Origin of the sequence: Paraconexibacter algicola (assembly GCF_003044185.1) — a bacterium.
Taxonomy (GTDB): domain Bacteria; phylum Actinomycetota; class Thermoleophilia; order Solirubrobacterales; family Solirubrobacteraceae; genus Paraconexibacter; species Paraconexibacter algicola.
The window spans coordinates 348,210-372,584 of record NZ_PYYB01000003.1; the positions used below are offsets into that span (position 1 = coordinate 348,210).

The 24,375-nt window shown below is 74.6% G+C and carries 23 protein-coding genes, 1 tRNA gene, 1 other RNA gene and 1 riboswitch; of the genes, 9 read left to right on the top strand and 16 right to left on the bottom strand.

Translation table 11 applies throughout. From position 1 onward, the window contains the following. Window positions 1-24: 24 nt before the first annotated feature. The 10 genes from glnA to C7Y72_RS18740 form a co-directional block, all read right to left on the bottom strand. Window positions 25-1,362 carry a type I glutamate--ammonia ligase gene (gene glnA, locus C7Y72_RS18695; protein WP_107570705.1) on the bottom strand — a complete coding sequence of 446 codons (1,338 nt, stop codon included), beginning with the start codon at window positions 1,360-1,362 and terminating at the stop codon, window positions 25-27. Window positions 1,363-1,431: 69 nt separating this feature from the next. After that, window positions 1,432-1,776, bottom strand: coding sequence for a winged helix-turn-helix transcriptional regulator (locus tag C7Y72_RS18700; RefSeq protein ID WP_107570706.1), 345 nt, complete (start codon window positions 1,774-1,776; stop codon window positions 1,432-1,434). Between the two features lie 40 nt (window positions 1,777-1,816). Next, window positions 1,817-2,368: a carboxymuconolactone decarboxylase family protein gene (locus C7Y72_RS18705; protein WP_230316105.1), complete on the bottom strand. Its 552-nt coding sequence runs from the start codon at window positions 2,366-2,368 to the stop codon at window positions 1,817-1,819. A 228-nt stretch (window positions 2,369-2,596) separates the two neighbouring features. Next, window positions 2,597-3,133, bottom strand: a complete 537-nt coding sequence (locus tag C7Y72_RS18710) for a hypothetical protein (protein ID WP_146175451.1) — start codon at window positions 3,131-3,133, stop codon at window positions 2,597-2,599. Window positions 3,134-3,140: 7 nt separating this feature from the next. After that, window positions 3,141-3,276: riboswitch (cyclic di-AMP (ydaO/yuaA leader) on the bottom strand. A 121-nt stretch (window positions 3,277-3,397) separates the two neighbouring features. Further along, window positions 3,398-3,889: a c-type cytochrome gene (locus tag C7Y72_RS18715; protein WP_107570709.1), complete on the bottom strand. Its 492-nt coding sequence runs from the start codon at window positions 3,887-3,889 to the stop codon at window positions 3,398-3,400. A 34-nt stretch (window positions 3,890-3,923) separates the two neighbouring features. Beyond that, entirely contained in the window at window positions 3,924-7,370 is a 3,447-nt protein-coding gene (locus tag C7Y72_RS18720; RefSeq protein ID WP_233243930.1) for a DNA polymerase III subunit alpha, read from the bottom strand. Window positions 7,371-7,401: 31 nt separating this feature from the next. Next, window positions 7,402-8,682 (bottom strand): hypothetical protein, encoded by a 1,281-nt coding sequence (locus C7Y72_RS18725; protein ID WP_107570711.1) that lies wholly within the window; start codon window positions 8,680-8,682, stop codon window positions 7,402-7,404. A gap of 86 nt (window positions 8,683-8,768) precedes the next feature. Next, on the bottom strand, window positions 8,769-9,026 hold the full coding sequence (locus C7Y72_RS18730) for a hypothetical protein (RefSeq protein ID WP_107570712.1): 258 nt from the start codon (window positions 9,024-9,026) through the stop codon (window positions 8,769-8,771). After that, window positions 9,023-10,264 (bottom strand): Y-family DNA polymerase, encoded by a 1,242-nt coding sequence (locus tag C7Y72_RS18735; protein WP_158276935.1) that lies wholly within the window; start codon window positions 10,262-10,264, stop codon window positions 9,023-9,025. Before C7Y72_RS18735 ends, C7Y72_RS18730 begins: the two co-directional genes overlap by 4 nt. A gap of 51 nt (window positions 10,265-10,315) precedes the next feature. Beyond that, window positions 10,316-12,088 carry an LLM class flavin-dependent oxidoreductase gene (locus C7Y72_RS18740; RefSeq protein WP_107570714.1) on the bottom strand — a complete coding sequence of 591 codons (1,773 nt, stop codon included), beginning with the start codon at window positions 12,086-12,088 and terminating at the stop codon, window positions 10,316-10,318. Between the two features lie 93 nt (window positions 12,089-12,181). Between C7Y72_RS18740 and C7Y72_RS18745 the strand changes: the two genes are divergently transcribed. After that, the gene (locus C7Y72_RS18745) at window positions 12,182-14,560 is read left to right on the top strand and encodes a penicillin acylase family protein (RefSeq protein ID WP_107570715.1); all 2,379 of its coding nucleotides are present in this window, start codon (window positions 12,182-12,184) and stop codon (window positions 14,558-14,560) included. 34 nt (window positions 14,561-14,594) lie between these two features. On the opposite strand, the gene rnpB is transcribed toward C7Y72_RS18745, so the two are convergent. Both rnpB and C7Y72_RS18755 read right to left on the bottom strand, forming a co-directional pair. After that, an RNA gene (gene rnpB / locus C7Y72_RS18750) (RNase P RNA component class A) lies at window positions 14,595-14,937 on the bottom strand. Between the two features lie 83 nt (window positions 14,938-15,020). Further along, window positions 15,021-16,769 (bottom strand): hypothetical protein, encoded by a 1,749-nt coding sequence (locus tag C7Y72_RS18755; protein ID WP_107570716.1) that lies wholly within the window; start codon window positions 16,767-16,769, stop codon window positions 15,021-15,023. Between the two features lie 143 nt (window positions 16,770-16,912). Here C7Y72_RS18755 and C7Y72_RS18760 point away from each other — a divergent pair, with 143 nt between their 5' ends. Continuing rightward, a complete protein-coding gene (locus C7Y72_RS18760) occupies window positions 16,913-17,308 on the top strand; it encodes a DUF3307 domain-containing protein (protein ID WP_107570717.1) in 396 nt (131 codons plus the stop codon). A gap of 17 nt (window positions 17,309-17,325) precedes the next feature. Here the strand turns inward: C7Y72_RS18760 and C7Y72_RS18765 are convergent, their stop codons facing one another. Continuing rightward, complete coding sequence (locus C7Y72_RS18765; RefSeq protein ID WP_107570718.1) at window positions 17,326-17,550, bottom strand: hypothetical protein; 225 nt, start codon at window positions 17,548-17,550, stop codon at window positions 17,326-17,328. 2 nt (window positions 17,551-17,552) lie between these two features. Then, window positions 17,553-18,194: a transcriptional repressor LexA gene (gene lexA / locus C7Y72_RS18770; protein ID WP_107570719.1), complete on the bottom strand. Its 642-nt coding sequence runs from the start codon at window positions 18,192-18,194 to the stop codon at window positions 17,553-17,555. A gap of 157 nt (window positions 18,195-18,351) precedes the next feature. Here lexA and C7Y72_RS18775 point away from each other — a divergent pair. The 4 genes from C7Y72_RS18775 (at window position 18,352) to C7Y72_RS18790 (ending at window position 21,339) form a co-directional block, all read left to right on the top strand. Further along, a tRNA-Leu gene (locus C7Y72_RS18775) sits at window positions 18,352-18,435 on the top strand. Between the two features lie 78 nt (window positions 18,436-18,513). Beyond that, window positions 18,514-19,038, top strand: coding sequence for a MarR family winged helix-turn-helix transcriptional regulator (locus C7Y72_RS18780; protein WP_107570720.1), 525 nt, complete (start codon window positions 18,514-18,516; stop codon window positions 19,036-19,038). A 55-nt stretch (window positions 19,039-19,093) separates the two neighbouring features. Beyond that, window positions 19,094-20,575 (top strand): MFS transporter, encoded by a 1,482-nt coding sequence (locus tag C7Y72_RS18785; protein ID WP_107570721.1) that lies wholly within the window; start codon window positions 19,094-19,096, stop codon window positions 20,573-20,575. A 32-nt stretch (window positions 20,576-20,607) separates the two neighbouring features. Then, a complete protein-coding gene (locus C7Y72_RS18790; RefSeq protein ID WP_107570722.1) occupies window positions 20,608-21,339 on the top strand; it encodes a ferritin family protein in 732 nt (243 codons plus the stop codon). 6 nt (window positions 21,340-21,345) lie between these two features. Here C7Y72_RS18790 and C7Y72_RS18795 read toward each other — a convergent pair whose 3' ends face one another. Next, on the bottom strand, window positions 21,346-22,284 hold the full coding sequence (locus C7Y72_RS18795) for a LysR family transcriptional regulator (protein WP_107570723.1): 939 nt from the start codon (window positions 22,282-22,284) through the stop codon (window positions 21,346-21,348). 70 nt (window positions 22,285-22,354) lie between these two features. Between C7Y72_RS18795 and C7Y72_RS18800 the strand changes: the two genes are divergently transcribed. Together C7Y72_RS18800 and C7Y72_RS18805 are read left to right on the top strand one after the other, a co-directional pair. Then, window positions 22,355-22,702: a hypothetical protein gene (locus C7Y72_RS18800; protein WP_107570724.1), complete on the top strand. Its 348-nt coding sequence runs from the start codon at window positions 22,355-22,357 to the stop codon at window positions 22,700-22,702. Window positions 22,703-22,712: 10 nt separating this feature from the next. Further along, entirely contained in the window at window positions 22,713-23,207 is a 495-nt protein-coding gene (locus C7Y72_RS18805) for a DUF3291 domain-containing protein (RefSeq protein ID WP_107570725.1), read from the top strand. Here the strand turns inward: C7Y72_RS18805 and C7Y72_RS18810 are convergent. After that, window positions 23,204-24,049 carry an NAD(P)H-binding protein gene (locus tag C7Y72_RS18810; RefSeq protein ID WP_107570726.1) on the bottom strand — a complete coding sequence of 282 codons (846 nt, stop codon included), beginning with the start codon at window positions 24,047-24,049 and terminating at the stop codon, window positions 23,204-23,206. The genes C7Y72_RS18805 and C7Y72_RS18810 overlap by 4 nt on opposite strands. A 6-nt stretch (window positions 24,050-24,055) precedes the next feature. Here C7Y72_RS18810 and C7Y72_RS18815 point away from each other — a divergent pair, with 6 nt between their 5' ends. Next, on the top strand, window positions 24,056-24,331 hold the full coding sequence (locus tag C7Y72_RS18815) for a hypothetical protein (protein WP_107570727.1): 276 nt from the start codon (window positions 24,056-24,058) through the stop codon (window positions 24,329-24,331). Window positions 24,332-24,375 lie beyond the last annotated feature (44 nt).

The following is a 24,375-nucleotide window of genomic DNA, read 5'->3' on the forward strand; positions in this document are numbered from 1 at the left end:
CCGCCGCGGGGCCGTCCCCGGCGCTCAGAGCACCGGCAGGTAGCGGTCGAGCTCCCACTGCGTGACCTGCACGCGGTAGTCCTCCCACTCCTGGCGCTTGATCTCGATGTAGCGGTTGAACATGTGCTCGCCGAGCGTGCGGAGCACGAGTTCGGACTCGGCGGTCAGCTCGATCGCCTCGCCCAGCGTCTCGGGGAGCTGCTCGATCCCGAGCCGGCGGCGGTCGTCGGGCGACAGGTGGTAGAGGTTCTTCTCCATCGGCTCGGGCAGCTCGTAGCCCTTTTCGATGCCCTCGAGGCCCGCGTGCAGCAGCGCCGCGAACGTCAGGTACGGGTTGCACGCCGGATCCGGGCAGCGCAGCTCCATCCGCGTCGCCTGCTCCTTGCCCGGGTGGTAGAGCGGCACGCGCACGAGCGCGGAGCGGTTGCGCCGCGACCACGCGACGTACACCGGCGCCTCGTAGCCCGGGACGAGCCGCTTGTAGGAGTTCACCCACTGGGCGAAGATCGAGCTGAGCTCGCGCGCGTGGCGCAGCTGGCCGGCGATGAACGCCTTGCCGACGTCGGAGAGGAAGTACGGGTCGTCGGCGTCGAAGAACGCGTTGCGGCCATCCTTGAACAGCGACATGTGCGTGTGCATGCCGGAGCCGTTCTCGGCGAACAGCGGCTTGGGCATGAAGGTCGCGTGCCACCCGTACTTCATGGCGTACTCCTTCACGGTGATGCGGTACGTCATGCAGTCGTCCGCCATCTTCAGCGCGTCCGCGTAGCGCATGTCGATCTCGTGCTGCGAGGGCCCGACCTCGTGGTGGGAGTACTCGACCTTGATGCCGAGCTGCTCGAGCGCCAGGGAGGTCTCGCGGCGCACGTCGGAGCCCGCGTCGAGCGTCGTGAGGTCGAAGTAGCCGCCCTCGTCGAGGACCTCGGTGCCGTTCTTGTCCTTGAACAGGAAGTACTCGAGCTCCGGCCCGACGTTGAACGTCTCGAAGCCCATCGCGTTGGCGCGGTCGACGGCGCGGCGCAGGACGTGGCGCGGGTCGCCCTCGTAGGGCGTGCGCTCGGGGGTCTGCACGTCGCAGAACATGCGGGCGACGCCCTGCTCCTCCGGCCGCCAGGGCAGGATCGAGAAGGTCGTGGCGTCGGGCATGGCGATCATGTCCGACTCCTCGATGGCGTTGAAGCCGGTGATCGAGGAGCCGTCGAAGCCCATCCCGCCCTCGAAGGCGTCGTCGAGCTCCTCGGAGTTGATGGAGAACGACTTCAGCTGTCCGAGGATGTCGGTGAACCAGAGGCGGATGAAGCGGATGCGGTGCTCCTGGACGAGCGCCTTCACATCCTCACGGGTCTTGGGCTGGTCGGGCATAGGGGTCCACCCTAGCCGGTCATCGGCCGCCGTTCGGTCGAGGATCCCTTGTACGCGGTGGCGGGTCCGTCAGGCGAGCCAGTCGCGCGCCCAGGCCTTCAGGGCGACGACCGTCGGCTCGAGCGAGCGACCCATCGCGGTGAGCTCGTAGAAGACCTGGATCGGCGGTCCCGGCTCCACGTGGCGGGCGACGAGGCCGCGCTGCTCGAGCTCCTTCAGGCGCTCGCTGAGCAGGCGGTCGGAGAGCTGCGGGACCGCGTGCGAGAGCTCCTTGAACCGCAGGCGAGCGTCGTGGCGCAGGAGCACTTCGAGGATCGCCCCGGTCCAGCGGCGCCCGATGAACTCGACCGCCTCGTGGTAGTGCGGGCAGCAGGCCGCCGCGTCGGCCCGGTCGGTCGGGGACTCTCCGGGCATGGCACGCGGCGGCGGGTGCTGCGAGGGCCGGGGGCGGCCGCTAGGCGGCGCGCAGCGTCCGGGTGTTCTCCGTGGAGCCGTCGACCGGCACGTCGCCGGCGACGTTGATCATCGCGGTGAAGGACTCCATCGAGACGAACGCGATCGCCTCGAGCAGCTGCTCGTCGGACCAGCCGTCCTCACGCGCCTCCTCGTGGAGGTGCATCGGCGGCTTCTGGCGGTCGACGACGAGGACCCGGGCGTAGTCGAGCAGCTTCTGCTGGTGCTCGTCCTTGGACTTCCACTCGCGCGCCAGCGCGACCTCGTCGAGCCCCAGGCCGGCCTGGCGTGCGGTGCGCGAGTGCATCGCGATGCCGGGCGCGGAGCCGTAGTGCTCGGCGACGGCGAGCGCGAGCCGCTCGAGCGTGCCGATCGGGAGCGTGCCGTGCCGGAGCTCCTGGCGCAGCCGCGCGTACCCGCGCAGCGCCGCGGGGGAGCCCGCGAGGACGCCGAGGAAGTTCGGGAGCTGCCCTGCCGTCGAGAGCGCGCCCTTGAGGATCGGCATCGAGCCTTCCGGTGCCGTGAGGTCGTCGTGGATCTGGAACCTGCTCATCGCTGTCTTCATGTGCGGCCTTTGGGGAGAGGCGGGTCGGGTCCTGCTTGTGCTGCTCGTCACGTCTTTAGCTTCACTTTATGAAGCCGCTTACGTGTCGTAAGTGTACCCCCAGAACGTTGCTCGCGCAAGGATCTGTGGCTCCACGCACGAGTACCCGCCGAAGCGGGCACGTACGCACAGATGAAGAGCTGGCGCGGACGCGGTCACCCGCGTCCGGGACGGGGACTAGGCCCCGCCGCTGAGCGCCGCGATGAGGATCAGCAGGAAGCCGAGACCCACGGCCCAGAGCGCGATGCGGTCCGGGCGCGACATCGCCTGGTCGACCGGACTGCGCGTGGCGCGCCGGCGCGGCTCGACCTCGCGCAGCCGCGGCGTCGCGGGGAGCAGCTCGGGGCGACCGGTGATCGCCACGGTGCGGCGGTCCTCCCCGTCGGGACCGGGAGCCCGACGCGGCTCGTCCCACAGCAGCTCGGTCTCGTCCCGCTCGCGCGTGGGCTGGCGCGGGGCGTCGCCCTCGACGATCACGGTGCGCTGCACGGCCCGGGTGCGGTGGACGGGATGCTCGCCGGTCACCGTGCGACGGGTGTCGTGCTCGGCGGGCTGGTGACGGGGCGCGGCCGCGGCCGGGCGGTCCCCGGTGATGCGACGGCGCTGGCGGACGGTGAAGTCGAGATCGTCGCCGGCGGTCCAGTCGTCGATCTGCCGACCCTTCGTCGGGAGCAGATCCTCGGAACCCCAGTCGACCACTGCGCGCTGCGACATGCGTTCGGTGTCCTCTTTCGTCGGCCTACGGGGTTAGCTGACGGGCTCGCGCTGAAAGATGCGCTACGCCGAGATCGGCGACTCGCCCCACATCCTGGGTCCCCCGCTCCCCGGGCAGTCCGGGGATTGAGCGGTTTCGAACTGCCGGGCATCGTAGCAGGCCCGAAAAGGCCTGCATGTGCAAGAAATCTTGCATGCCCGGCGATGCTATCCGACGGGTCGGACGTGATGTCCGAGGGCGCCGTCGCGGGGCGCCCGGGTCGCTCAGCGACCGGCGACCGCCGCGATGTAGTCGGCCACGTCCTCGGCGTCCTCGCCGTCGACGAGCCCGGACGGCATCTGGCCGAGACCACGCGCACGACCCATCTGGATCGCGTTGAGCGTGAGCTCCTTCGGCGGGCGGAGCTGGTCGAGGTTCGGCCCGACGCGACCGACCGCGTTGGACGCGCTCAGCGAGTGGCAGGTCGAGCAGAGCTGCGCGAAGACCTCGCGGCCGTTCTTCTGGGCGGAGGTCAGCTCGACGCCGCCCTTCGCCTCCTTCTTGTCGTTGTTGCCGACCATCGCGACCGCCGGGATCGCGATGCCGAACAGCGCGATGACGATCGTGATGGCGAGCCCACTGCCGCGGTTGGCGGAGTTGCTCTGGCGGTGCAGGAGCTTCTCCCGGGCCTTGCCGGGACCCCCACTCATGGCGACCAGGACGACGGCCCCGGCGACGACGACGAACGCGATGATGAGAGCAGCGGTAGCGACCACGGCCGGAAAGATATAGATCGGGACGGCAGACGTGTCAGCGGCGGCGCCCCTGCGCGAAGCTCATGACCGGCGGGGCGACCGCACGGAACCCCGAGGCGGCCCCGTCGGTGCCGGTGGCCGCCGGCTGCTGCTCGCCGGCGCGGCGGGCGAGCTCGCGCTCGTCCAGCGACGAGAAGTCGTGCACCTCGGCCAGCGAGCGGATCTCCGCGAGCGGCCGGTCGTCGGGCGCCTCCAGCGGCACGAGCCGCCGGACGAGCACGTTGATGCCGCCGCCCGCGGCCGGATGGCGCTCGAGCACGCCCTCGGCGATGACGAGCGGCTCGGTCCGCACGATCAGGCGATGCTGCTCGTAGACCGCGGCCGGCACCACGAGGTTGACGGTGCCGCCCTCGTCCTCCAGCAGCATGAACACGATGCCGCTGGCGGTCCCGGGCCGCTGGCGGGCGACGACCAGGCCCCCCACGCGGACCGACCGGCCGTGGCGCAGCCCGGCGAGGGCGGCGCTGGACACAGCACCCCGCCGGTCGAGCTCGTCGCGCAGCAGGCCGATCGGGTGGGCGGCGGTCGTCAGGCCCGTCGTGGCGTAGTCGGCGATCATCGCGTCCCACGCCCGCAGGCCGGGCAGGTCCGGGGCGTCGGGGGCGTCCAGCGGCAGCGCGAGCTGGGTGCCGTCCCGGCCGTGCGCGCGCCCGGGCGCCACGATGCCGAACCGCCACAACGCGGCGCGTCGGCGGTGGCCGGGTGAGGCCACCTCGGTGCGCAGGAGCGCGTCACAGGCGCCCGACCAGGCGAGCTGCTCGAGCGCCGGGCGGCCCGCACCGGCCCGCGAGGCGAGATCCCCGGTTGACCGGAACGGTCCCGCGGACTCGCGGGCGGCCACGATCTCCGCGACGTCGTCGGCGCGGACCCCGAGCACGTAGCCGAGCCCGATCCGCACGGCCGCGACCTGCGCACCGTCCTGCTCGGGCTCGCGGCCCTCGAGCGCGCGACGGGCCGCGTCCCGGTCGAGGTCGACGACCGTGCAGCCGACGGCGCTGGCGTTGACGTCGGGCGGGAGCACCGGGATGCCACGGCGCTGCGCCTCGTGGACGAGCGCGTCGGGCGGGTAGAAGCCCATCGGCTGCTCGTCGAGCAGGGCGCAGAGGAACTCGGGCGCATGGTGGACCCGCAGCCAGGTCGACTGGTAGGCCAGCAGGCCGAACGCCGCCCCGTGCGCCTTGGGGAAGCCGAAGCCGGAGAACCCGACGATCATGTCGTAGACCCGCTGGGCGGCCGCCTCGTCCACCCCGTGCTCGCGCATCGCGCCCTGCACGAACCGCTCGTGGTACGCGCGGATCGCCGCCTCCGAGCGCTTGCGGCTCATCGCCCGGCGCAGCCCCTCCGCCTCGCCGGGCGTGAAGCCCGCGAACGCCATCGCGACCTCGATCACCTGGTCCTGGAAGATGATCGTGCCGAGCGTGTCCTTCAGGACCGGCTCCAGCGACGGATGCTCGTAGGGGATCGGGTAGTCGGGGTCGACGCGCCGCCGCTGCCGCCGCTCGATGTACGGGTTGACCGCGCCGCCCTGGATCGGTCCGGGACGGACGATCGCGACCTGGATCGTGAGGTCGTCGAGCGTCGCGGGACGGGTGCGCAGCAGCGACGCCATCTGCGCGCGGCTCTCGATCTGGAAGACCCCGGTGGTCTCCCCCCGCTGGATCGCCCCGTAGGTCTCGGGGTCGTCGAACGGGATCCGCGAGAGGTCGACGGTGATCCCGTGCCGGTCGGCGATGTGGTCGACGCAGCGCTCGACCGCCGAGAGCATCCCGAGCCCGAGCAGGTCGATCTTCAGGAAGCCCGCGTCGGCGCAGGAGTCCTTGTCCCACATGACCATCTGGCGCCCCTCCATCGCGGCGGGCACGACCGGGCAGCAGTCGACGAGCGGCCGGGTCGCGACGATCATGCCGCCGGAGTGCTGGCTCAGGTGCCGGGGCAGCCCGTAGGCCTCGTGGGCGAGCTCCACCAGCCAGCGCCAGCGGCCCGGGGCGCCGTCGGCCCCCTCTGCCATGCGCTCCTCGCCGATCACCTGGCCGACGTCGCGCTCGACGTTGCCGATCCCCCAGCCCTCCGCCGAGCGCGCGACCCGCTCGATCTCCCCCGGCGGCAGGCCGAGCGCCTTGCCGATCTCGCGGATCGCCCCGCGCGCGCGGTAGGTCGGGAAGGCGGCGACCAGCGCGGAGTGGCGGTGCCCGTAGCGCTCGTGGATCCGCGGGATGAGCCGGGCGCGCACGTCGCGCGGGAAGTCGAGGTCGATGTCGGGCAGCGACGTGATCTCCTCGTTGAGGAAGCGGCCGAGGAACAGCTCGTTCTTCACCGGGTCGATGTGGGAGAGGCCGGTGAGGTGACACACGATCGAGCTGACGCTCGACCCGCGACCGCGCCCCGGCGGCAGCAGCGCCCGCGCGGACGCCGGACCACGGACCTCCAGCGCGACCTCCTGGGCGAGCTCGAGCAGCTCGTGGTGCAGCAGGAAGAAGCCGGAGAGGCCCAGCCGGTCGATCAGGCCGAGCTCCTCCTCCAGGCGGGCGGCCGCCCGCTCGCGCAGCGCCCGGTCGGCGGGCGGGTAGCGCTCGTCGAAGCGCGCGTGGCAGACCGCGGCGAGCCGGCGGCGGGCGTCGCGGTCGTCGGAGCCGGGGTAGCGGTAGCCGAGGTCCTGGGTGAGGTCGAAGCGCAGCTCGTCGGCCAGCCGCACGGTCTCGGCGACCGCTTCCGGGTGGTCGGCGAAGCGGCGCGCCATCGCCTGCGGCGAGGCCAGCACGTGCGTATGGTTGCCACGGCGCACGGGCTCGGAGGCGTCGAGCGTCGCGTGCTCGCGGATGGCCACGAACACGTCCTGCAGGCGCGCGCGCTCGCGCGTGTGCGCGTGCACGTCGCCGGTGGCGACGCAGCGCAGCTCGAGCCGGCGGGCGAGCGACTCGAGCCCGCGGTTGCGCGCGCGGTCGTGGCGGGCGAACGGCCGCTGGAGCTCGACACGCAGCCCCTCCGGGCCGTACGCCTCCCGCAGGGTGCGCAGCGTCGGCTCGTCCCGGACCCCGTGGCGCGCGCAGCCGCTCAGGCACACGAGCCCCTCGGCGTGGTCCAGGACGTCCTGCAGCGTGGCGGCGGGTGGGCGCGCAATGCGCCGGTCGGCACCGGCGCCCTCCCGCGTGTGCGCGTGCGCGCGGGTGAGGAGATGGCAGAGGCTGCGCCAGCCGCGGGCGTCGCGGACGAGAAGGGTCAGGTGCCGCCCGTCGTCGAGCGAGATCTCCGCCCCGTGCAGGGCGCGCAGCCCCAGCGCCTTCGCGGCCTGCGCGAACTCCATCGAGCCGGAGACCGTGTCGTGGTCGGTGAGCGCGACCGCCTCGTAGCCGCGCTCCAGCGCGGCCACCACGAGCTCCTCGGGCTGCGACGTGCCGTCGAGGAAGGAGAAGCCCGAGTGGGCGTGGAGCTCGACGTACGACACGAACACATGTTCGCACACCGGCCGGACGGGGTCAGCGCGTGAGACAGTCGGCCCGCTCCCGCCAGATGCCCCCCGGTCCCCGGGTCAGCGCCCCGACGAGCGTCGACGTGTGGGTCGACGTCTCGTAGCCCGCGCCGAACTTGAGGCCGGCCGCGAGGGTGCCGCCGCCCCCGTCGGACTCCTCGTCGGTGGTGTAGGAGCGCAGGTGCTTCGTGCCGTGGCGGTCGAGCCGCTCGCGCAGGGCGGCGGCGACCGAGACGCGGCCCGATCCGGGGCTGACGCCGTTGAACGGCCCGACCACCCCGCGGATGAACGCCATCGCGGCCCGCAGGTTCGCCGGGTCGGTGAGGTCGAGGTGCTCCTCGACCTCGTAGCGCTGTCCGATCTCGCTCGGGAGCCCCAGCCGTCCGGCGACCTCGGCGACCCCCGGCGGCAGGCTCGCGCTCCCGCGGATCTCGTCGGTCTCGATGATCAGGAGGTCGACGGGCCGGCCGCGCTCGTCGACCTCGATCGCCCAGACGTGCCCCGCCTCGCGGGCGACGTCGCCGCCGTAGCTGCCGTCCGGCCGGGTGATCGACAGGGACGCCCCGAGACGCTGCGCGCGCCGCAGGTAGTGGGTGACGTGCCCGGTGCGCCGGTCGCGCCGCGCGCCGTCGAAGTCCTCGGGGCGGAACTCGAGCTCCGCCGAGTCCTGCCCGAGCTCGGCGGACGCCCCGACGCTGAGCGACCAGCCCCGTTCGTCGAACGTGATGTCGGGGTCGCGGGCGGAGGAGTCGTGCAGGATCTCGGGCAGCAGCGCCGCCTTGACCCCCGACGCCCGGTCGACGAGGCGCTTGGCCTCCGCGGCGGAGTCGACCGTCCAGGTCCGCCCCTTGCGCAGGTGCGCGAGCGCCGCCGCGCGCAGCTCGCCGTCGATCGCGATGCCGGTCTTCGGGATCCGCAGCGAGCCGCCCAGCCCGCCCTCCAGCCCGGGGTCCCACCCGTCGACGATCGTCACGTCGAAGCGCCCGTCGGAACGCTCCTCGACGATCGCGAGCTGGTCCTTGCCGATCCGCACGAGGGCGAGGCTGACCGAGCCCGACAGGCGCTTCTCGCGCGCGTCGACCACGCACGGCGTGCGGTCGCGGTAGCAGTCGCCGCCGGTGACGATGCACAGCGCCCGCGCCATCTGGGTGGTGACGGAGACCGCGATCGCACGCCCGTGCGCGGTCGCGACCCCGACCGCGAGGACGAGACCGGCGGCCACGACGGCGAGGACGGTGAGGTAGTCCAGGGAGGCCTGGCCGGTGTCGTCGCGGAGCGGGAGGGGCATCGGCCCACCGTGCCGCGGCGCGGGTCACGGCGAAAGACGCAGCTGTGCCGATTGCGCATCGGATCCGTGCCGATCCCCGTCACGGGTCACCGCTGCCGCCACCAGCGGCCGTCGTGGAGGTCGCGGAAGACGACGAGGTCCCGCCCGCAGGCGGTCACGACCTCCCAGTAGCGCCGACGCAGCGGCGTCGTCGTCCACCAGCGGTCCTCCACCAGCCAGGACTCGCGCACCGCCTCGACCGCGCGACCGTCGATGCGCTGGGGTCGGCCGGTCGCCCGGTCGGCCTGCACCCGGGCCGCGACCGGCGCGCCGAGCCGCCGGGCGCTGCGCCCCGTGGCGCTCATACCTCGAAGGGGGTCAGGACCGCGCGGCGCTCGGGCACGCGCGAGTCCGGGTCGACGGTGAGGACCCGCAGCGCCGCGTCCGGTCCGGCCGCCGCGCGCGCCTGCCGGACCGCCTCGCGCAGGCGCGCGGCGCGGGCCGCGCGGGCGTCGTCGAACAGCGCGGTGTCGGGGGCGGCGGCGGGCCCGAAGCGCTCGACCGAGAGCCGCACCGACTCCGCCGGGGCGGGCAACGTCGCAAGCCGCCCGGTGAGCACGAGCAGCATCCGCCGCGGATCGGCGAGCGGCTCGCGGAAGACGACCCGCGAGCGCCAGGTGCCGCCCTCGACCAGGCGGGCCCCGAGCACCACCGCGCGCAGCGCCCGGCCGCGCCGCTCACGCCGGGCGAGCAGCCGGTCGACGAGCAGCTCCAGCGCGCGGCCGAGCTGCGCACCCGACGCGGCCTCGGGCAGGTCGAGCGTCTCCTGGAGCTCCTCGCCCGCGGTCCGCGGACGCAGCGGGGTGTCGACCCCGACCGCGAGCTCCCGGGCGCGGAGCCCCGGAGGGCCGAAGCGGTCGGCCAGCGACGCGCGGGGCAGCGCCGCGACCTGCCCGAGGGTCGTGATCCCCAGCCGCTCGAGCGGCTCGACGAGCCCGGCGCACGCCGGGTCGCGGCGCAGCAGGGCGACGGGCGCGGCCACCAGGTCCTCCGCGCCCGCGACGATCTCCGCCCGGCGCGACCGCGCGCGCACCGCCCCCGCGACCGCGCAGAACCGCGACGGGCCGGCCCCGATGCGGGCCGGGCGGCCGACCGCTGCGCGCGTCGCGGCGACGACGCCGTCCAGCCACCCCGGTGGCTGCCGGCGCCCCGCGAGGCGCCCGCGCAGCCGGGCCGCCGGGTCCTCCCGGCCGTCGCCCCCGTGGAGCCGGCGCAGCGCGGCCCCGTCGAAGCAGACGAGCCCCGGCGCCTGCACCTCGACCGCGGCACCGACGTCCTCCAGCGCGGCCAGCGCCGCCTCCCAGGCGTCGGCCACCCCGAGCGGATCGGGCGGCACGAGCGCGAGCCCGGGACACCGCGAGAGCGCCTCCCCCAGGCGCATGCCCGGATGGATGCCGAAGACCTCGGCGGCCGCGGAGACCTCCCCGACCTGCTGCTCGCGGCCAGGCTCGGGCGCCAGGGCGGCGGGCCCCTCCAGCAGGGCGGCGCGCCCGCCGACGGCGACGGTGAGCTCCAGGCGGGGCAACAGGACGGCGACGATCATGGGAACACATGTTCGCATGATCGTCGGACGGCAGCGCGCCGTCCGACGGGGTCAGACCTCGCCGAACATCTCCCCCAGCCGGGTCGCGACCGCGAAGTCCCCCTCGAGGTCCAGCCGCCCGGTCAGCAGCGCCTTGCCCGGGTCGAGCTCGCCCGCCGCGAGCCGCACGAAGTCGGCGAGACCGAGCTTGATCGTCACCGCGGGATCGGGGCGGGCGTCGCGGTGCGCGGTGGCACCGTCGAGCCGGCAGCTGACCGTCCACGTCCGCACGACCCCGTCGGCGCCGCGCAGCTCGTAGCGCAGGTCGCCGGTGAAGCCCGCCGCCGCGTCGGGCTCGAAGCGCGCGGCCATCGTGGCGAACACCGCGGCGAGCCCCCGGGCCGAGCCGATCGTGCGCTCCAGGCGACGATCGTCGCTGCGGCGCACGAAGGTCCGGAACGCCTGCGCGCCGCGTGCCTGCGCGATCGCGCGGAGCACCTGCACGCCGGCCGCCCCCCGCCCGGCCGCGGCCGCCCCCGACCCGGCCGCGTCGCCCGCGGCACCGGGCGCGGCCGGGCCGGCGTCGCCGCCCGGCCCCTCGGCGACCGGACCGTCGTCCATCGGGCCGAACGCGTACCCGGGGTCCAGCGGCGGGCCCGGGCGACGCCGCGCGAGCGCCGCGTCGCGCTCGGCCGCCGTCAGCCCGTCCGCCGGGGCGGGATCGGCGGCGAAGGCCGGGAGCACCTCGGCGGCGAGCAGCTCCAGCGAGGCGACCGCGTGCTCGTGGGCGGTGCGCCCGCCGTCGAGCACGAGCACGAGCTCGTCCACGCCCGCGTCCGCGTAGCGCCGGGCGAGCTCGACCACCTGCCCGGGCGTCCCGACCGCCCCCCGCAGGGAGGCGCGCCCGTCGCGCAGCAGCTTCACCGGCAGCGGCGCGCCGTCGGCCACGACGATCGAGCGGGCGAAGCCGACGTCCTCGCGGTGCCGGGAGAACGCGTCCCACACGTCGGTGCTGCCGGGACGGTGGTCGCCGAAGGTCTCGTAGTGCTCGCGCGCGTACGCGTGGAAGTGGGCGCCGTCGATCCCGCGGTCGATCGCGGTCCGCTCGTCGGCGTGGACGTGGGCGGGCAGGACGACCGCGAACCCCGCCGTGATCGCGGCACCCGCCGGCACGCACCGCTCCGACCGCAGCACCGCCCGGTGCTCGGCGACCCACTCGGCCGCCTCCTCGGGCTCCGGGAGCCACTGGGCGAGGACCCCGAGGCCGAGCTCGCCGGCCACGCGCACGTCCTCGGGGCGGGCGCAGGCCATCCACAGTCCGGGATCCGGGCTCCGGGACCCGGCGGGCACCAGGGCTCGCGGCGGCATCCGCACGTGGCGCCCGTCGGCGCCGCTGAACGGCTCCGGGGCCAGCAGCCGCGCGGTCGTGCGCAGCTGCTCGACCCAGTCGGGCGTGGCGGTCGCGCGGTCGACCCCGAAGCCCCCGACCTCGGCGCCGACGGCCGCGGGCGCGGCGGCGAGGTCCACGCGACCGTCGCCGAGCGCCTCGAGCGTCGCGAGCCCGGCGGCCAGGACGGCCGGATGGCGGATCGACGAGGCCAGCGTCACCGGCCCCCAGCCGAGCCGCAGCCGCGCGGTCCGCTGCGCGGCCGCCCCGAGCACCGCGAGCGCCCCGGCCCCGTGGGAGCGCTCCTCCTGGAAGTGGTGCTCGGCCACCCAGACGCGGTGCAGGCCGAGCCGGTCCGCCAGCGCGATCCGGTCGAGGCCCTCGCGCAGCAGGCGTCCCTCGTCCCCGGGGGTCCAGGGACGGGGCAGCGGGTGCTCGTGCAGGAGGCCGAAGCGCATGGCGGCGATGCTACGGCCCGCCCCGCGCGGGCGGTGTCCACCGTGTGAAGCGGCACGACGGCACCGACGGCCGTTGCCTGTACGCTCGCGTTCATGGGACGAGGGAGCAGGGGTCGCGCCGCGCTCGCGGCGACCGTCACGGTGCTGGCGTCGGGCCTGGCGGCGAGCGCCGCCGCCGCCGGCGTGCTGCAGGCCGAGGGCGTGCTGCCCCCGGGGCAGAGCGGGTTCGTGTCGCTGGCGGGTCTGACGAGCGGGACGGGATCGCCGCACCTCTACGACCAGAACCAGATGTACATCGACTTCCGGCGCAAGCCGCTGCTGTTCCAGATCGACCGGCCGGTCGGCGCCGTGGAGACCCCGCGGCCCGGGGTGACGATCGCGCGGGACGCGGCCGGCGTGCCCGCGGTGCGCGCGGGCAACGAGGCGGACGCGTGGTTCGGCGCCGGGTACGCGATCGCCCAGGACCGGCTGTTCCAGCTCGAGGCGTTCCGCCACGCGACGAAGGGCCGCCTGGCGGAGCTGACCGGCTCCGGGGCGCTCGCGGACGACCTCGTGTCGCGGCGCGACTACTACACCGAGTCCGAGCGGCAGCGGATGTACGAGCGGCTCAGCCCGCGGCTCAAGACGCGCATCCTCGCCTACCGCGACGGCATCAACGCCTGGATCGACCGCGTGCGGCTCTCCCCCGCGGACCTCCCCGCGGAGTACGTTGCGACCGCGACGCTCCCGACCCCGTGGACCGTCGACGACTCGATCGCCGTCGGCATCTTCCTCGCCCGCACGGTCCCGTCCGGGGACGGCAACGAGCTCGCCAACCTCCGCACCGTGCAGCAGTCGGGGGTCCGGGCCCTGCAGCAGCTGCTGCCGCTGCGCACGACCGGCCGCCGGCCGACGATCCCGGCCGCCGACGCCGACTTCTCGCAGGGCCGCGCGCGCACCGCCCGCGAGGAGCGCGACGCGCTCAAGCGGTCGGCGGCGTTCGCGCAGACTCTTCCCCGTCCGAGCGCCGTCGCGGCCGCCGCCCCCGCCCGCAAGGCGGGCCTCGCGCCCGGCCGGATCGGGCGCACGGGCGGCTCGTACATGTTCGCCGTGCGCCGCAAGGACGGGCACGCGTTCCTCTTCAACGGGCCGCAGCTGGGCTTCTCGACCCCTGAGCTGTTCGTCGAGGTCGAGGTGCACTGGCCGGGCCACGACCTGCGCGGCGTCACCGCCCCGGGCATCCCCGTGATCGGGATCGGCCACAACGGCAAGGTCGCCTGGGGCTTCACGTCCGGGCTCAGCGACGAGGACGACCTGTACGCCGAGAAGCTCGTGCCGGGCAAGCCCGAGACGTACATCTACAAGGGCCAGGAGCGGCAGATGGAGTGCCGCGACGAGACCTTCCAGTTCAAGAACCTCGCGGCCGCGGTGCTCGGCGGCGGGCTGCCGGAGGCCGGGCAGCGGACCGAGCGGATCTGCCGGACGGTCCACGGGCCGGTCCAGCACCGCGAGGGCGACGTCGCCTACGCGCGCCGCTACGCGATCTGGATGCGGGACGTCGAGACGCTCGAGGGGATCGTCGCGCTCAACGACGCGGCGTCGATCCGCGACGTCGACCGCGCGATGAACCTCGTGACGTGGAACGAGAACGTCATGGCCGCGGACTCCCAGGGGAACATCGGCTACTGGCACCCGGGCCTGTTCCAGCAGCGCCCGAAGGGCTGGGACGACCGGCTGCCCTACCCGGGGACCGGGGAGGCGGAGTGGCCCGGCCTCGTCGACCGCACGAGGACGCCGCGGGTGATCAACCCGAAGCAGGGCTGGCTGGCGAACTGGAACAACGTGCCGACCCGCAGCTGGACCAACGGCGACGGCGAGTCCCCCGAGCGCGTCAGCGGCGCCTTCCACCGCGGCTCGTTCCTCATGGATCTCGTGCGGCGCCTGCACCGCGCCCCGGACTTCGAGGCCGCGAAGGCGACCGTGCAGCGCGCGGGCAGCACCGCGCAGCAGCGGGTGCTCGCGGTGACGCGCACGCGGCTGCGTGCCGCGGCGCGCGGCGCGACCGGTGACGCGAAGGTCGTGCTCGACACGATCCTGCGCTGGGACGGCGACTACGTGCGCACCGACGCCCGCGGAACGATCGACCCGGGCGTGGCGACCTGGCTGGAGCTCAAGCGCCGCGCGGCGGCGATCGCGCTCGGCCGCCTCGGCGACGGCGTGAAGCGGTTCGACGGCACGCCGAGCCGCAGCCACGAGTACGACATCTCCCCGGGCGCCGCGTACGCGCTGCGGACGCTGAAGCCCGCCGAGCTGCGGACCGCCGCGGCGGCCGCGCACGGCGCGCTGGCCGAGCGGTTCGGCACCGCGGACGCGTCGGCGTGGCGGGACCCGCGCAAGCTCTACGACGTCGGCGCCCAGGGCGCCGGCTCGGCCCCGGACCTGCCGTTCTTCGACCGCGGCACCTGGGAGCAGGTGATCGAGCTCGGGCCGTAGCCAGACATAGGAAGGCCCCGCCGGAGCGGGGCCTTCCCGTAGCACGTCGATAAGCCGGATTCTGTCGTTGAGCAACCATCCATCTGTGCGACCTACCTGGACCTCGGCGGGCAGCCTGCGAGCGGTCCTGCTCGGTCTTGCATCCGGTGGGGTTTGCCTGGCCGCCGTGTCACCACGGCGCCGGTGCGCTCTTACCGCACCATTTCACCCTTGCCTGTGCGCCCCGCGCGGACGCGCGACGCCATCGGCGGTGTGTTTCTGTGGCACTGTCCCGCGGGTTTCCCCGGGTCGGCTTCCCGACCACCGCGCCCTGTGATGTCCGGACTTTCCTCGACGGTGAAGCGGGGCGTCCGCCGACCGGACGGTCGGCTCGCTGCCCCCGACGCACCTCCGCGGTTGCCTGACGTGCACGCGGCACGGTAGCGCTCGCGGGGCGCCGACGCGACGCCGCACGGCCGGCTCAGCGCACCCGCACGGTCAGCGGCCGGGCCGCGCGGCGGTTCTGCGCCGCGTCGCGGGCGACGACCCCCAGGACCAGCACGCCGGGCCGGGCGAGCGCGCGGCGCATCGGCGCGCTGAGCCGGCGGCGCTGGAGTCCGGCCCGGCCCGGGAACCGCATGGTGCCGACGCGCCGCAGCCGCCGTCCGTCGCGGCGGGCCAGCGTCACGGTGACCGTCGCGGGCTCGCTGAGGCGCAGCACGAGGGTGCCGCCGCGCGCGCCACGCCCGCGGCCGCGCAGCAGCCGCAGGCCGGCGATCCGCGGGGCGACCCGGTCGACGGACGCGGTGGCGGGGAGCTCGCCGCCGACCGGGTCCTGCGAGGCGGGCCCGTAGCCGGTGAAGACCTCCTTGCGGGGGTCGAGGTGGCTCGTCCCCTGGCCGCGCTCGAGCGTCTCGACGCGACGCCCGACCACCCGGATCAGGGCGTAGGAGCTGTTGTCGGTCTCGTCGCTCTCGCGGGTGACGTCACCCTTGTCGACGGTGGTCCGCACGACGTAGCGGCCGTCGCCGTTGCCGCGCCACTCGACGAACTGCCCGGGCCGCTGCCAGCGGTAGACGTCCCCCCAGCCGCGGGTCAGCGCGAAGGTCCCGTCGCTCGGGGAGAAGCAGGAGCCGGTGGCGGAGTCGCCCTCGCTGAAGGTGCCGGTCGGGTCCTGCGCGAACCGGCGCCACTCGCCGAACAGCTGGTCGGCCGGGCAGAAGCCCGACTTCGTGCCGGCCCCGGCCGGGGTCAGGGTGGTGCCGTCCGCCTCGACGCGCAGCAGCTCGTAGGTGAGGATGCCCTCGTCGTGGAAGTGCGCGTGTGTGGTGTGGAAGGAGTAGTGGCCGGCGGGCCGCGTCGAGGTGCTGCCGTCGGCGTGGTAGATCGTCTGGCTCGCCGGGCCGCGGAGGGTCGCGGGCTCGACGACCCCGTCGGCGAGGTCGCGGGCGAGGAAGAAGCGCTTGACGAACGGCCCCTCGCCGACGTTGATCGGGCCGCTGGTCAGCCGCAGGCAGTCGTGCGCGCCCTGCCCGCCGAGCGCGACGGGCGCCAGCTCGTCCGGCGCGCAGGAGACCGGCTCGGCGCCGAGCACGGACACGGGCGGGTTCACCGTGTCCGGCGGGTACAGGCCGTTGGCGGGGTTCAGCGGGGCGGTGAACGTGAACTCGTAGGGCGGGACCGCCTTGAGGTTCGGGAGCAGCTCGCGCTTGGGGTCGGCGGGGACGGTCGGGGCCGCTTCGAGCTTGGCCCGCAGCCGGAAGAACGCGGCGCTGACCTGCTCCGGCACGACCCGCACGACGTAGCGGCCGGCCGGCGGCCGGGCGAGGAACGCCTCGCCGTTGAACTGGTTGCGGGCGGTACCGGTCGCGACGGTCCGCCCGCCGGCGTCGAGCACCTGGACCGTGAAGGCGTCCTCGCGCGAGGGCGTGTCGATCGCGACCCGCAGCCGGTGGCCGCCGGCGGGCAGCTCGAGCGTCCACCGCGGGCACGGCACGGTCAGGTCGCAGAGGTCGGGGGCGGCGACGGAGCCCGCCGCGATCTGGCCGCCGAACCAGAAGCGGTGCTCGCCGACCGCGAGCCGCATCGGACCCTCGGGGGTCGCCTGCTCCTCGACGTACGCGCGCGCGGCGAGGGTCGTCGTGGCGACCGTGCCATCGTGGGCGGCGGCGGTGCCGGGCAGGGCCGCGGCGAGCAGCAGGAGGCCGCCGAACGTGGTGCGTGCGCGCATGGGAGCGCCAACGCGCGCGGGCCGCGGCTCGTGCTCGACCGCGTGCAGCAAGCGCGCCGACCGCCGGTCCAGGCGCGTCCGGCACTGTGGTGTTCGGCACACCGTGGCGCGTCGACCCCGGCCGGACGGGTACGGTCGCGGGGATGGTCTGGTCGGAGGTCTTCCTCGTGCTCGTCGTCTGCCACTGCGCCGGCGACTTCCTGCTGCAGACGGAGTTCCAGGCCACGCGCAAGCCGGGCGGCCTGGGCCGCGATCCGGTGGCGCGCCGCGCGCTGCTCACCCACATCGCGACCTACGCCCTGCCGATGGTGGCCGCGCTGGTCTGGGTCGGCACGGAGACCGACGCCCTGCACGTCGCGCTCGTCGGCGTGCTCGTCCTCGGCACGCATCTGGTGCAGGACGACGGGCGACTGCTCGTGCGGTGGGTGGCGCGGGTGAAGAAGACCTCGACGCCGTTCGGCTCGCCGCTGTGGATGGCGATCGACCAGAGCTTCCACCTGGTCTGGCTGTTCGCCGCGGCGCTCGCCGCCGCGGCGTGAGCGCGGGCGGCGCCCGCTCAGCTGACCGTCGTGTCGCAGTCGGCGCAGCGGCCGCCGGCGACGACGCCGATCTCGGCCCCGTACCGGGGCCGCAGCGCCCCGGCGCAGACCGGGCAGGAGACGGTGCGGTGGGCGACCAGGCCCTCCCAGGCGTCGACGAGGAGCTCGTCGAGCGACTGGACGCCCACCGCGGGCGTCTCCGGCAGGGTGGTGAGCGTGTCGAAGCTCAGGGTGGAGTACATGGTCAGACGCTCCGGAAGAGACCGACGACCCGGCCCATGACCTTGACATCCTTGCTGCGGATCGGCTCCATCGTGCGGTTCTCCGGCTGGAGACGCACGTGGTCGGGCTCGCGGAAGAACCGCTTGACCGTCGCCTCCTCGCCGACGAGCGCGACGACGATCTCGCCGTCGTTGGCGGTCTCCTGCGGGCGGACGACGACGAAGTCGCCCTCGAGGATGCCCGCGTCGATCATCGACTCCCCGCGGACCTTCAGGACGTACTCGCCCTGCTCGCCGCCGGCGGCCGCCGGGACGTTGACGTACTCCTCGATGTTCTCCTCGGCGAGGATCGGCTGACCGGCGGCGACGGAGCCGACGACCGGCAGGCCGGGCCGCACGAGGCTCTTGACGTTGTCGACCGCCTCCTGCACCGACTCGCCGACGCGCTCGCCCACGCGGTCGAGCAGCTCGATCGCGCGCGGCTTGGACGGGTCGCGGCGCAGCAGCCCGAGCTTCTCGAGGTTCGCCAGGTGGGCGTGGACCGTCGAGGACGAGGCCAGGCCGACGGCCTTGCCGATGTCGCGGACCGTGGGCGGGTACCCGTACTTCGCCGAGTAGCGCTTGATGAAGTCGAAGATCTCCTGCTGGCGCTTGGTGAGGTCCATGCGAGGGGCTCCTTGGCCTGATGTCACTGCGTCGAACACGTGTTCGCACCGTAGCGCGCGCTCCCGACGGAATCAACCCGGGTGCAGGCGGAACCCTGCAGACCCCGGCGACACGACGCGGCCGCGCGGCCTCTGGCATACTGCGCGACCCCCACCCGCGCCGGTGGCGGAATTGGTAGACGCGCCAGCTTGAGGGGCTGGTGATCGCAAGATCGTGGAGGTTCGAGTCCTCTCCGGCGCACTGGGACGAGCCCCGGGTCCATCTGGTCCGGGGCTCTCGTCGTTCCGGGACGCCCCGGGCCGCCTGTACCCTCCGTGCATGGGCACGGCCACCACGGACACCGACCTCGGCGCCGACGTGGACGACGCCGGCCGCCCCGGCTGCCTCGTCTCCGACCTCGGCTGGCTGCTCTCGCAGGCGCACTTCGCCCTCGCCCACCAGCTGGCCGTCGCGATGCGCGACGTGGGGATCTCCCCCCGCGCGCTGCACGTGCTGCAGACCGCCCGCGCCCGCGAGTGGAACCAGAGCGAGCTCGCCGAGGCGGTCGGGCTCGACAAGACCACGATGGTCTCGACGATGGACGAGCTCGAGCAGCTCGGGCTCGCCGAGCGCCGGCCCGCGGCGCACGACCGGCGCGCCCGCGTGATCGCCGTGACCGCGGAGGGGGCCCGCACCGCGGACCGGGCCCGGCGGGTCGTCGAGGAGACCCAGGCCGCCGTGCTCGCGGAGCTCGACGAGTCCCAGCGCCGCGCGTTCCTCGACGGGCTGTCGCAGCTCGTGCGCACGACGCTCGCCGAGCCGGCGGGCTGCACCCCGCTGCGCCGCCGCCAGCCGCGCGCGTAACCGGTCGTTCACAACGAAATCATTCCGTACGGAACCATTTGCTACGGTTCCGCGAATGCTCTCCCCCTCCCCCGCTCCCGCCGCGGAGCGCTCCCGCTGGATCGCGCTCGTGATCCTCTGCACCGGGATGCTCATGATCATCCTCGACGGCACCGTCGTGAACGTCGCGCTCCCCGCCGTCCAGGACGATCTCGGCTTCACGAACTCGAGCCTCGCCTGGGTCGTCAACGCCTACCTCATCACCTTCGGCGGCCTGCTCCTCCTCGCCGGCCGCCTCGGCGACCTGCTCGGCCGCCGCCGCGTCTTCCTCGCCGGCCTCGTCGTCTTCACCGTCGCCTCCGCCCTGTGCGGGCTGGCGCAGTCGCAGGGCGTGCTGATCGGCGCCCGGCTGCTGCAGGGCGTCGGCGGCGCGCTGACCTCCTCGGTGATCCTCGGGATGATCATCACGATGTTCCCGGAGCCCCGGGAGCAGGCGAAGGCGATCGGCGTCTTCAGCTTCGTCGCGTCCGCCGGCGCGTCGCTCGGCCTCCTCGTCGGCGGCGTCCTGACCGACGCCCTCAGCTGGCACTGGATCTTCTTCATCAACCTGCCGATCGGCGTCGCCACCGCGCTCTTCGCGCTGCGCTACGTCGCCGACGACGCCGGGCAGGGCCTGCGGGCCGGGGCCGACGTCCCCGGCTCCGTCCTCATCACCGCCGCGCTCATGCTCGGCGTCTTCACGATCGTCGAGGTCGAGGGCAACGGCTGGGGCTCGACGCAGACGATCGGCCTCGGCGCCGTCGCGCTGGCGCTCCTCGCCGGCTTCGTCGCGCGCCAGCACACCGCCCGCCAGCCGCTCATGCCGCTGCGGATCCTCCGCTCGCGCAACGTCTCTGGCGCCAACGCGATCCAGGTGCTGCTCGTCGCCGGGATGTTCGGGATGTTCTTCCTCGGGACGCTCTACCTCGAGCGGGTCCTGGGCTACGACGAGCTCGAGATCGGGCTGGCGTTCCTCCCCGTCAGCCTCGGCATCGGCCTGCTGTCGCTCGGCTTCAGCGAGCAGCTGATCATGCGGGTCGGCGCACGGCCCACGCTCCTCACCGGGCTGCTGCTCGTGCTCGGCGGCCTGCTGCTGTTCGCGCGCGTGCCGGTCGACGGCCGCTACGCGACCGACGTGCTGCCCTCGGCGCTCCTGTTCGGCGTCGGCGCGGGCATGGCGTTCCCGGCGATGATGACGCTCGCGATGTCCGCCGCGACCCCGCAGGACGCCGGCCTGACGTCCGGGCTCGTGAACACCACGCAGCAGGTCGGCGCCGCGCTCGGGCTGTCCCTGCTGGCGACCTTCTCCGCCACCCGCACCGAGGACCTCGTCGCCCGCGGCGCCACCGAGGCGACCGCCCTGACGGAGGGGTACCAGCTCGGCTTCACGATCGCCGCCGGACTCGTGATCGCCGCGATCGCGCTCGCCGTGGTCGTGCTCGAGCGCGTCCCCGCCCCCGCGCACGACCCCGCGCGGGAGGACGCGGCCGAGCCCGCCGCGCGCGTGCTCGTCGGCTGACCCACACCGGGCCGCCGGTAGCCTGCGGGCCGATGCTCGCGGGCTACCAGCACCTCCTGTTCGCCGGCCGGCGGCTGCAGTGGGACGAGGCGGCGATCGACCTCGGCCCGGACGCCCGGGCGGTCGCCGACCTGCCGACCGCCGTGCGGGCGCGGCTCGACCGCCTCGTCGCCGGCTTCTGCGTCGCGGAGACGGCGGTCGCGCAGCACCTGGACCCGTTCGTCGCCCGGTCGGCGGCGGTCGATCCCGACGCCCACGCGTGCTTCGCGCTCCAGCAGGGCGACGAGCGGCGGCACGCGCGGTTCTTCGCCCGGGTGGCCGACGAGGTGCTCGGACTCCCAGCGGACCCTCGCGCGCTCGCCGGTCCCGCGATCGTCGGCCTGTTCGAGGAGGACCTGCCGCGCCGGGCGGCCGCGCTCGCCGCCGACGCGGAGGCGTTCGGGGCGGCCGTCGGCCTCTACCACCTGGTGCTCGAGGGCATCGTCTTCGCGATCGGCCAGGACGCGCTGCTTGACGAGCTCGACGCGCTGGACGGCGCCCTGCCGGGAACCCGTGCGGGCGTCGCGCGCGTCCAGGGGGACGAGCGCTGGCACGTCGGTCTCGGCGTCCTGCACCTGCGCACGCTCGGCGCGCCGGTCGACGTGACCGAGCCCGCGCGCCGCGCCGCGGCCGCGTGGGGCCCGGGGATCGCGACCGTCGCGCGCGTCGACCGCGTCCTGCGCGCGCACGCACGGCGGGTCGGCTTCGTCCCCGCCGCGGCCTGAGGCGCGCTACGAGGCGAGGGCGAGCTCGCGCCGGCCCTGGCAGAACGCGGCCCCGACCTCGGCGAGCAGCTCGAGCATCGCCGTCGCGGCCGGGGAGCAGTAGCCCTCGCAGAGGGTCGCGGCGAAGATCCGTCGCACCGGCGTCGCGTCGGTGAGCGCCCGGACGACGACGTCGTCGCGGACCGCGACGAGCGCCAGGTCGGGCACGAGCGCGATGCCGAGCCCGGAGGCGACGAGTCCCTGGATCGCGAGGTAGTCGTCGGAGTGGAAGGCGATCTGCGCCTGGAACCCCGCGGTCAGGCAGGCGCGCAGGAGGATCTGGGTGTCCGGGCACGTGCCGGTGGCGCCGAGCATCCACTTCTCCGTCGAGAGGTCGGCGAGCCGCAGCCGCGCCTTGCCCGCGTGCTCGTGACCGATCGGGAGCATCGCGTACATCGGGTCGTCGAGCAGGTGCAGGAGCTCGATGCCCTCGTACTGGCGGGCGGGCGGTCCCTCGTCGAGGATCACGGTGGCGATGTCGACCTCGCCGGCCTTCAGCGCGGCGACCGACTCGTCGGGCTCCATCGGGACCATGCTGAGCTCGACCGCCGGGTGGCGCTCGCGGAAGGCGGCGATCGCGCGCGGCATGACGGTCGCCGCGGCGGTCGGGAAGGCCGCGAGCCGCAGGCGTCCGCCCCGCAGGCCGGCGATCGCCTCGAGCTCGGCCTCGGCGTCGGCGAGCCGGGCGAGGATCGCGTCGGTGTGGCGGACGAGCGCCTCGCCCGCCTCGGTCAGCCGCACCCCGCGGGCCGAGCGCTCCACGAGCGTGGTGCCCGCCTCGCGCTCCAGCGCCGCGATCTGCTGGCTGATCGCCGACTGCGTGTAGCTCAGGGCGTCGGCCGCGGCGGAGAACGACCCCCGCGACGCGACCTCGCGCAGGACCCGGAGACGCTTCACATCGAGCATCAGTCGATCTTATACGAGACCCCGCTGAATGTCATTGGAACTTATTGCTCGGCGGTAGCACACTGGATGCATGCCCACCGTGATCTCCCCCTCCGTCACGCCCACCCCGACCGTCGCGGTCCGCGCCGCGACCCCGCAGGACCTCCCGGCCCTGCGCCGCCTCGCCGCGCTGGAGACCGCCCCGGTCCCCACCGGCGACGTGCTCGTCGGCGTCGTCGACGGTGACGTCGTCGCCGCCGTCCCCGTCGGTGGCGGCCGCCCGGTCGCCGACCCGTTCCGCCACACCGCCGACATCGTCTCGATGCTCGAGATCCGCGCCGCGCGCCTCGGTCGCCCCGCCGCGACCGACGCGCATCCGCGACGGCCGGCGCGCCTGATGCGCCGCCCGTTCGGCGTGCGGACCCGCTCGGCGACGTAGCCTGCCGGCGATGGGCCACCACCTCGCGCAGCTGAACATCGGACGGACGCTCGCCCCGGTCGACAGCGACCTGCTGATCGGGTTCACGACGATGCTCGACGTCGTCAACGACCGGGCCGAGCGGTCCGACGGGTTCGTCTGGCGCCTGCAGGACGACGGGATCGGCAACGCGACGTCGCTGCGCTGGCCCGACGACGACACGATCAACGTGAACATGTCGACCTGGACCGCCGTCGAGGCGCTCCACGCCTTCGTCTACGGGGACCGCGAGCACCGCGCCGTGATGCGCCGGCGCCGCGAGTGGTTCGAGAAGCTCGCGATCTTCCAGTGCCTGTGGTGGGTCCCCGAGGGTCACCGCCCGACGCTGATGGAGGCGCAGCAGCGGCTGACCGCGCTGGAGGCCGACGGCCCGACCCCGTACGCGTTCACCTTCACGACCGCGTTCCCGGCCCCGGACGGGCCGGCCACGGACGTCCGGTCGTTCCCCGACGCCTGCCCGGCCTAGCGGCCGGCCTCGAGCACGTCGCGCAGCGACAGCGGCGCGCGGCCCAGCACCCGCTCGACGTCGCCGGTCACCCCGTCCAGCTCCCCCGCGGCGATCGCCGTGTAGGTGCTGACCCACGCCTGCAGCTGCCAGTCCGGCGCCCCGTGATGCGCGCGCGACGCGTAGGCCTCCTCGAGCGTCTCGTCGACGAACCCGAACGGGACGCCGAGCACGTCGGTCATCGTCGCCGCGGCCTCGGCCAGCGTCAGCGCCTCCGGCCCGGTGAGGTCGTAGCTCGCCCCCGCGTGCGCCTCGTCGAGCAGCGCGGCGGCCGCCACCGCCGCGACGTCCTCGCGCGCGACGGCGGCGAGACGGCCGTCACCGGCCGGGCCGCGGAGCACCCGGTCCTCCCCGGCCAGCAGCGGGAAGAAGTCCAGGTAGAGGTTGTCCCGCAGGAACGTCCAGGCGAGGCCCGCGTCGCGGATGAGCTGCTCGGTCGCGTGGTGGTCGCGGCCGAGCGTGAAGACGCAGTCCGGCGCCGCGGCGAAGAAGCTCGTGTAGACGACACGCCGCACGCCGGCGTCCCGCGCCGCGCGGACCGCGGCGGCGTGGTGGTCCATCCGGTCGGCGGACTCGGCCCCCGACACCAGCAGCAGGACGTCGACGCCGTGCAGCGCGCCGCGCAGCTCGGGCTCGTCCGCGTAGCCGCCCGGGACGACCGCGATCGGCAGGCCGTGCAGGCCCGTCTCGACCCGCGAGGCGTCGCGGACGACCAGACGGGGCTCGTGCCCCTCCGCGGCGAGGGCCCGCGCGACGCGGCTGCCGATCGCGCCGGTGGCGCCCGTGATCCCGATCTGAGACATCCGTCGATGCTACGCGGGCTGGGGTCCCGGCCATGCTTCAGCGCCTGCGGCGACAGCCTGACGCTCCAGCACCGGCGCAACTGGGCCGTCTCCGCGTCCGGCGGTCTCGGCCTGTTCGGTGGTCGGCTCAGCGCCGCGCAGACCACCCCGCTGAGGAAGGGGCGGTCCAGGACGCTGACCGTGCGGATCCCCGTCGACTGCACCGTCCCCAGTCGCTACGCGGGTGGCGTGAGGATCACCGGCGTCGCGCGCTACCGGCTGACGCTGCGGCGCGTCGACTGAGGCGGCACGCCCGACGGCGGGGTGCGCCCGGACCGATAGGTTGC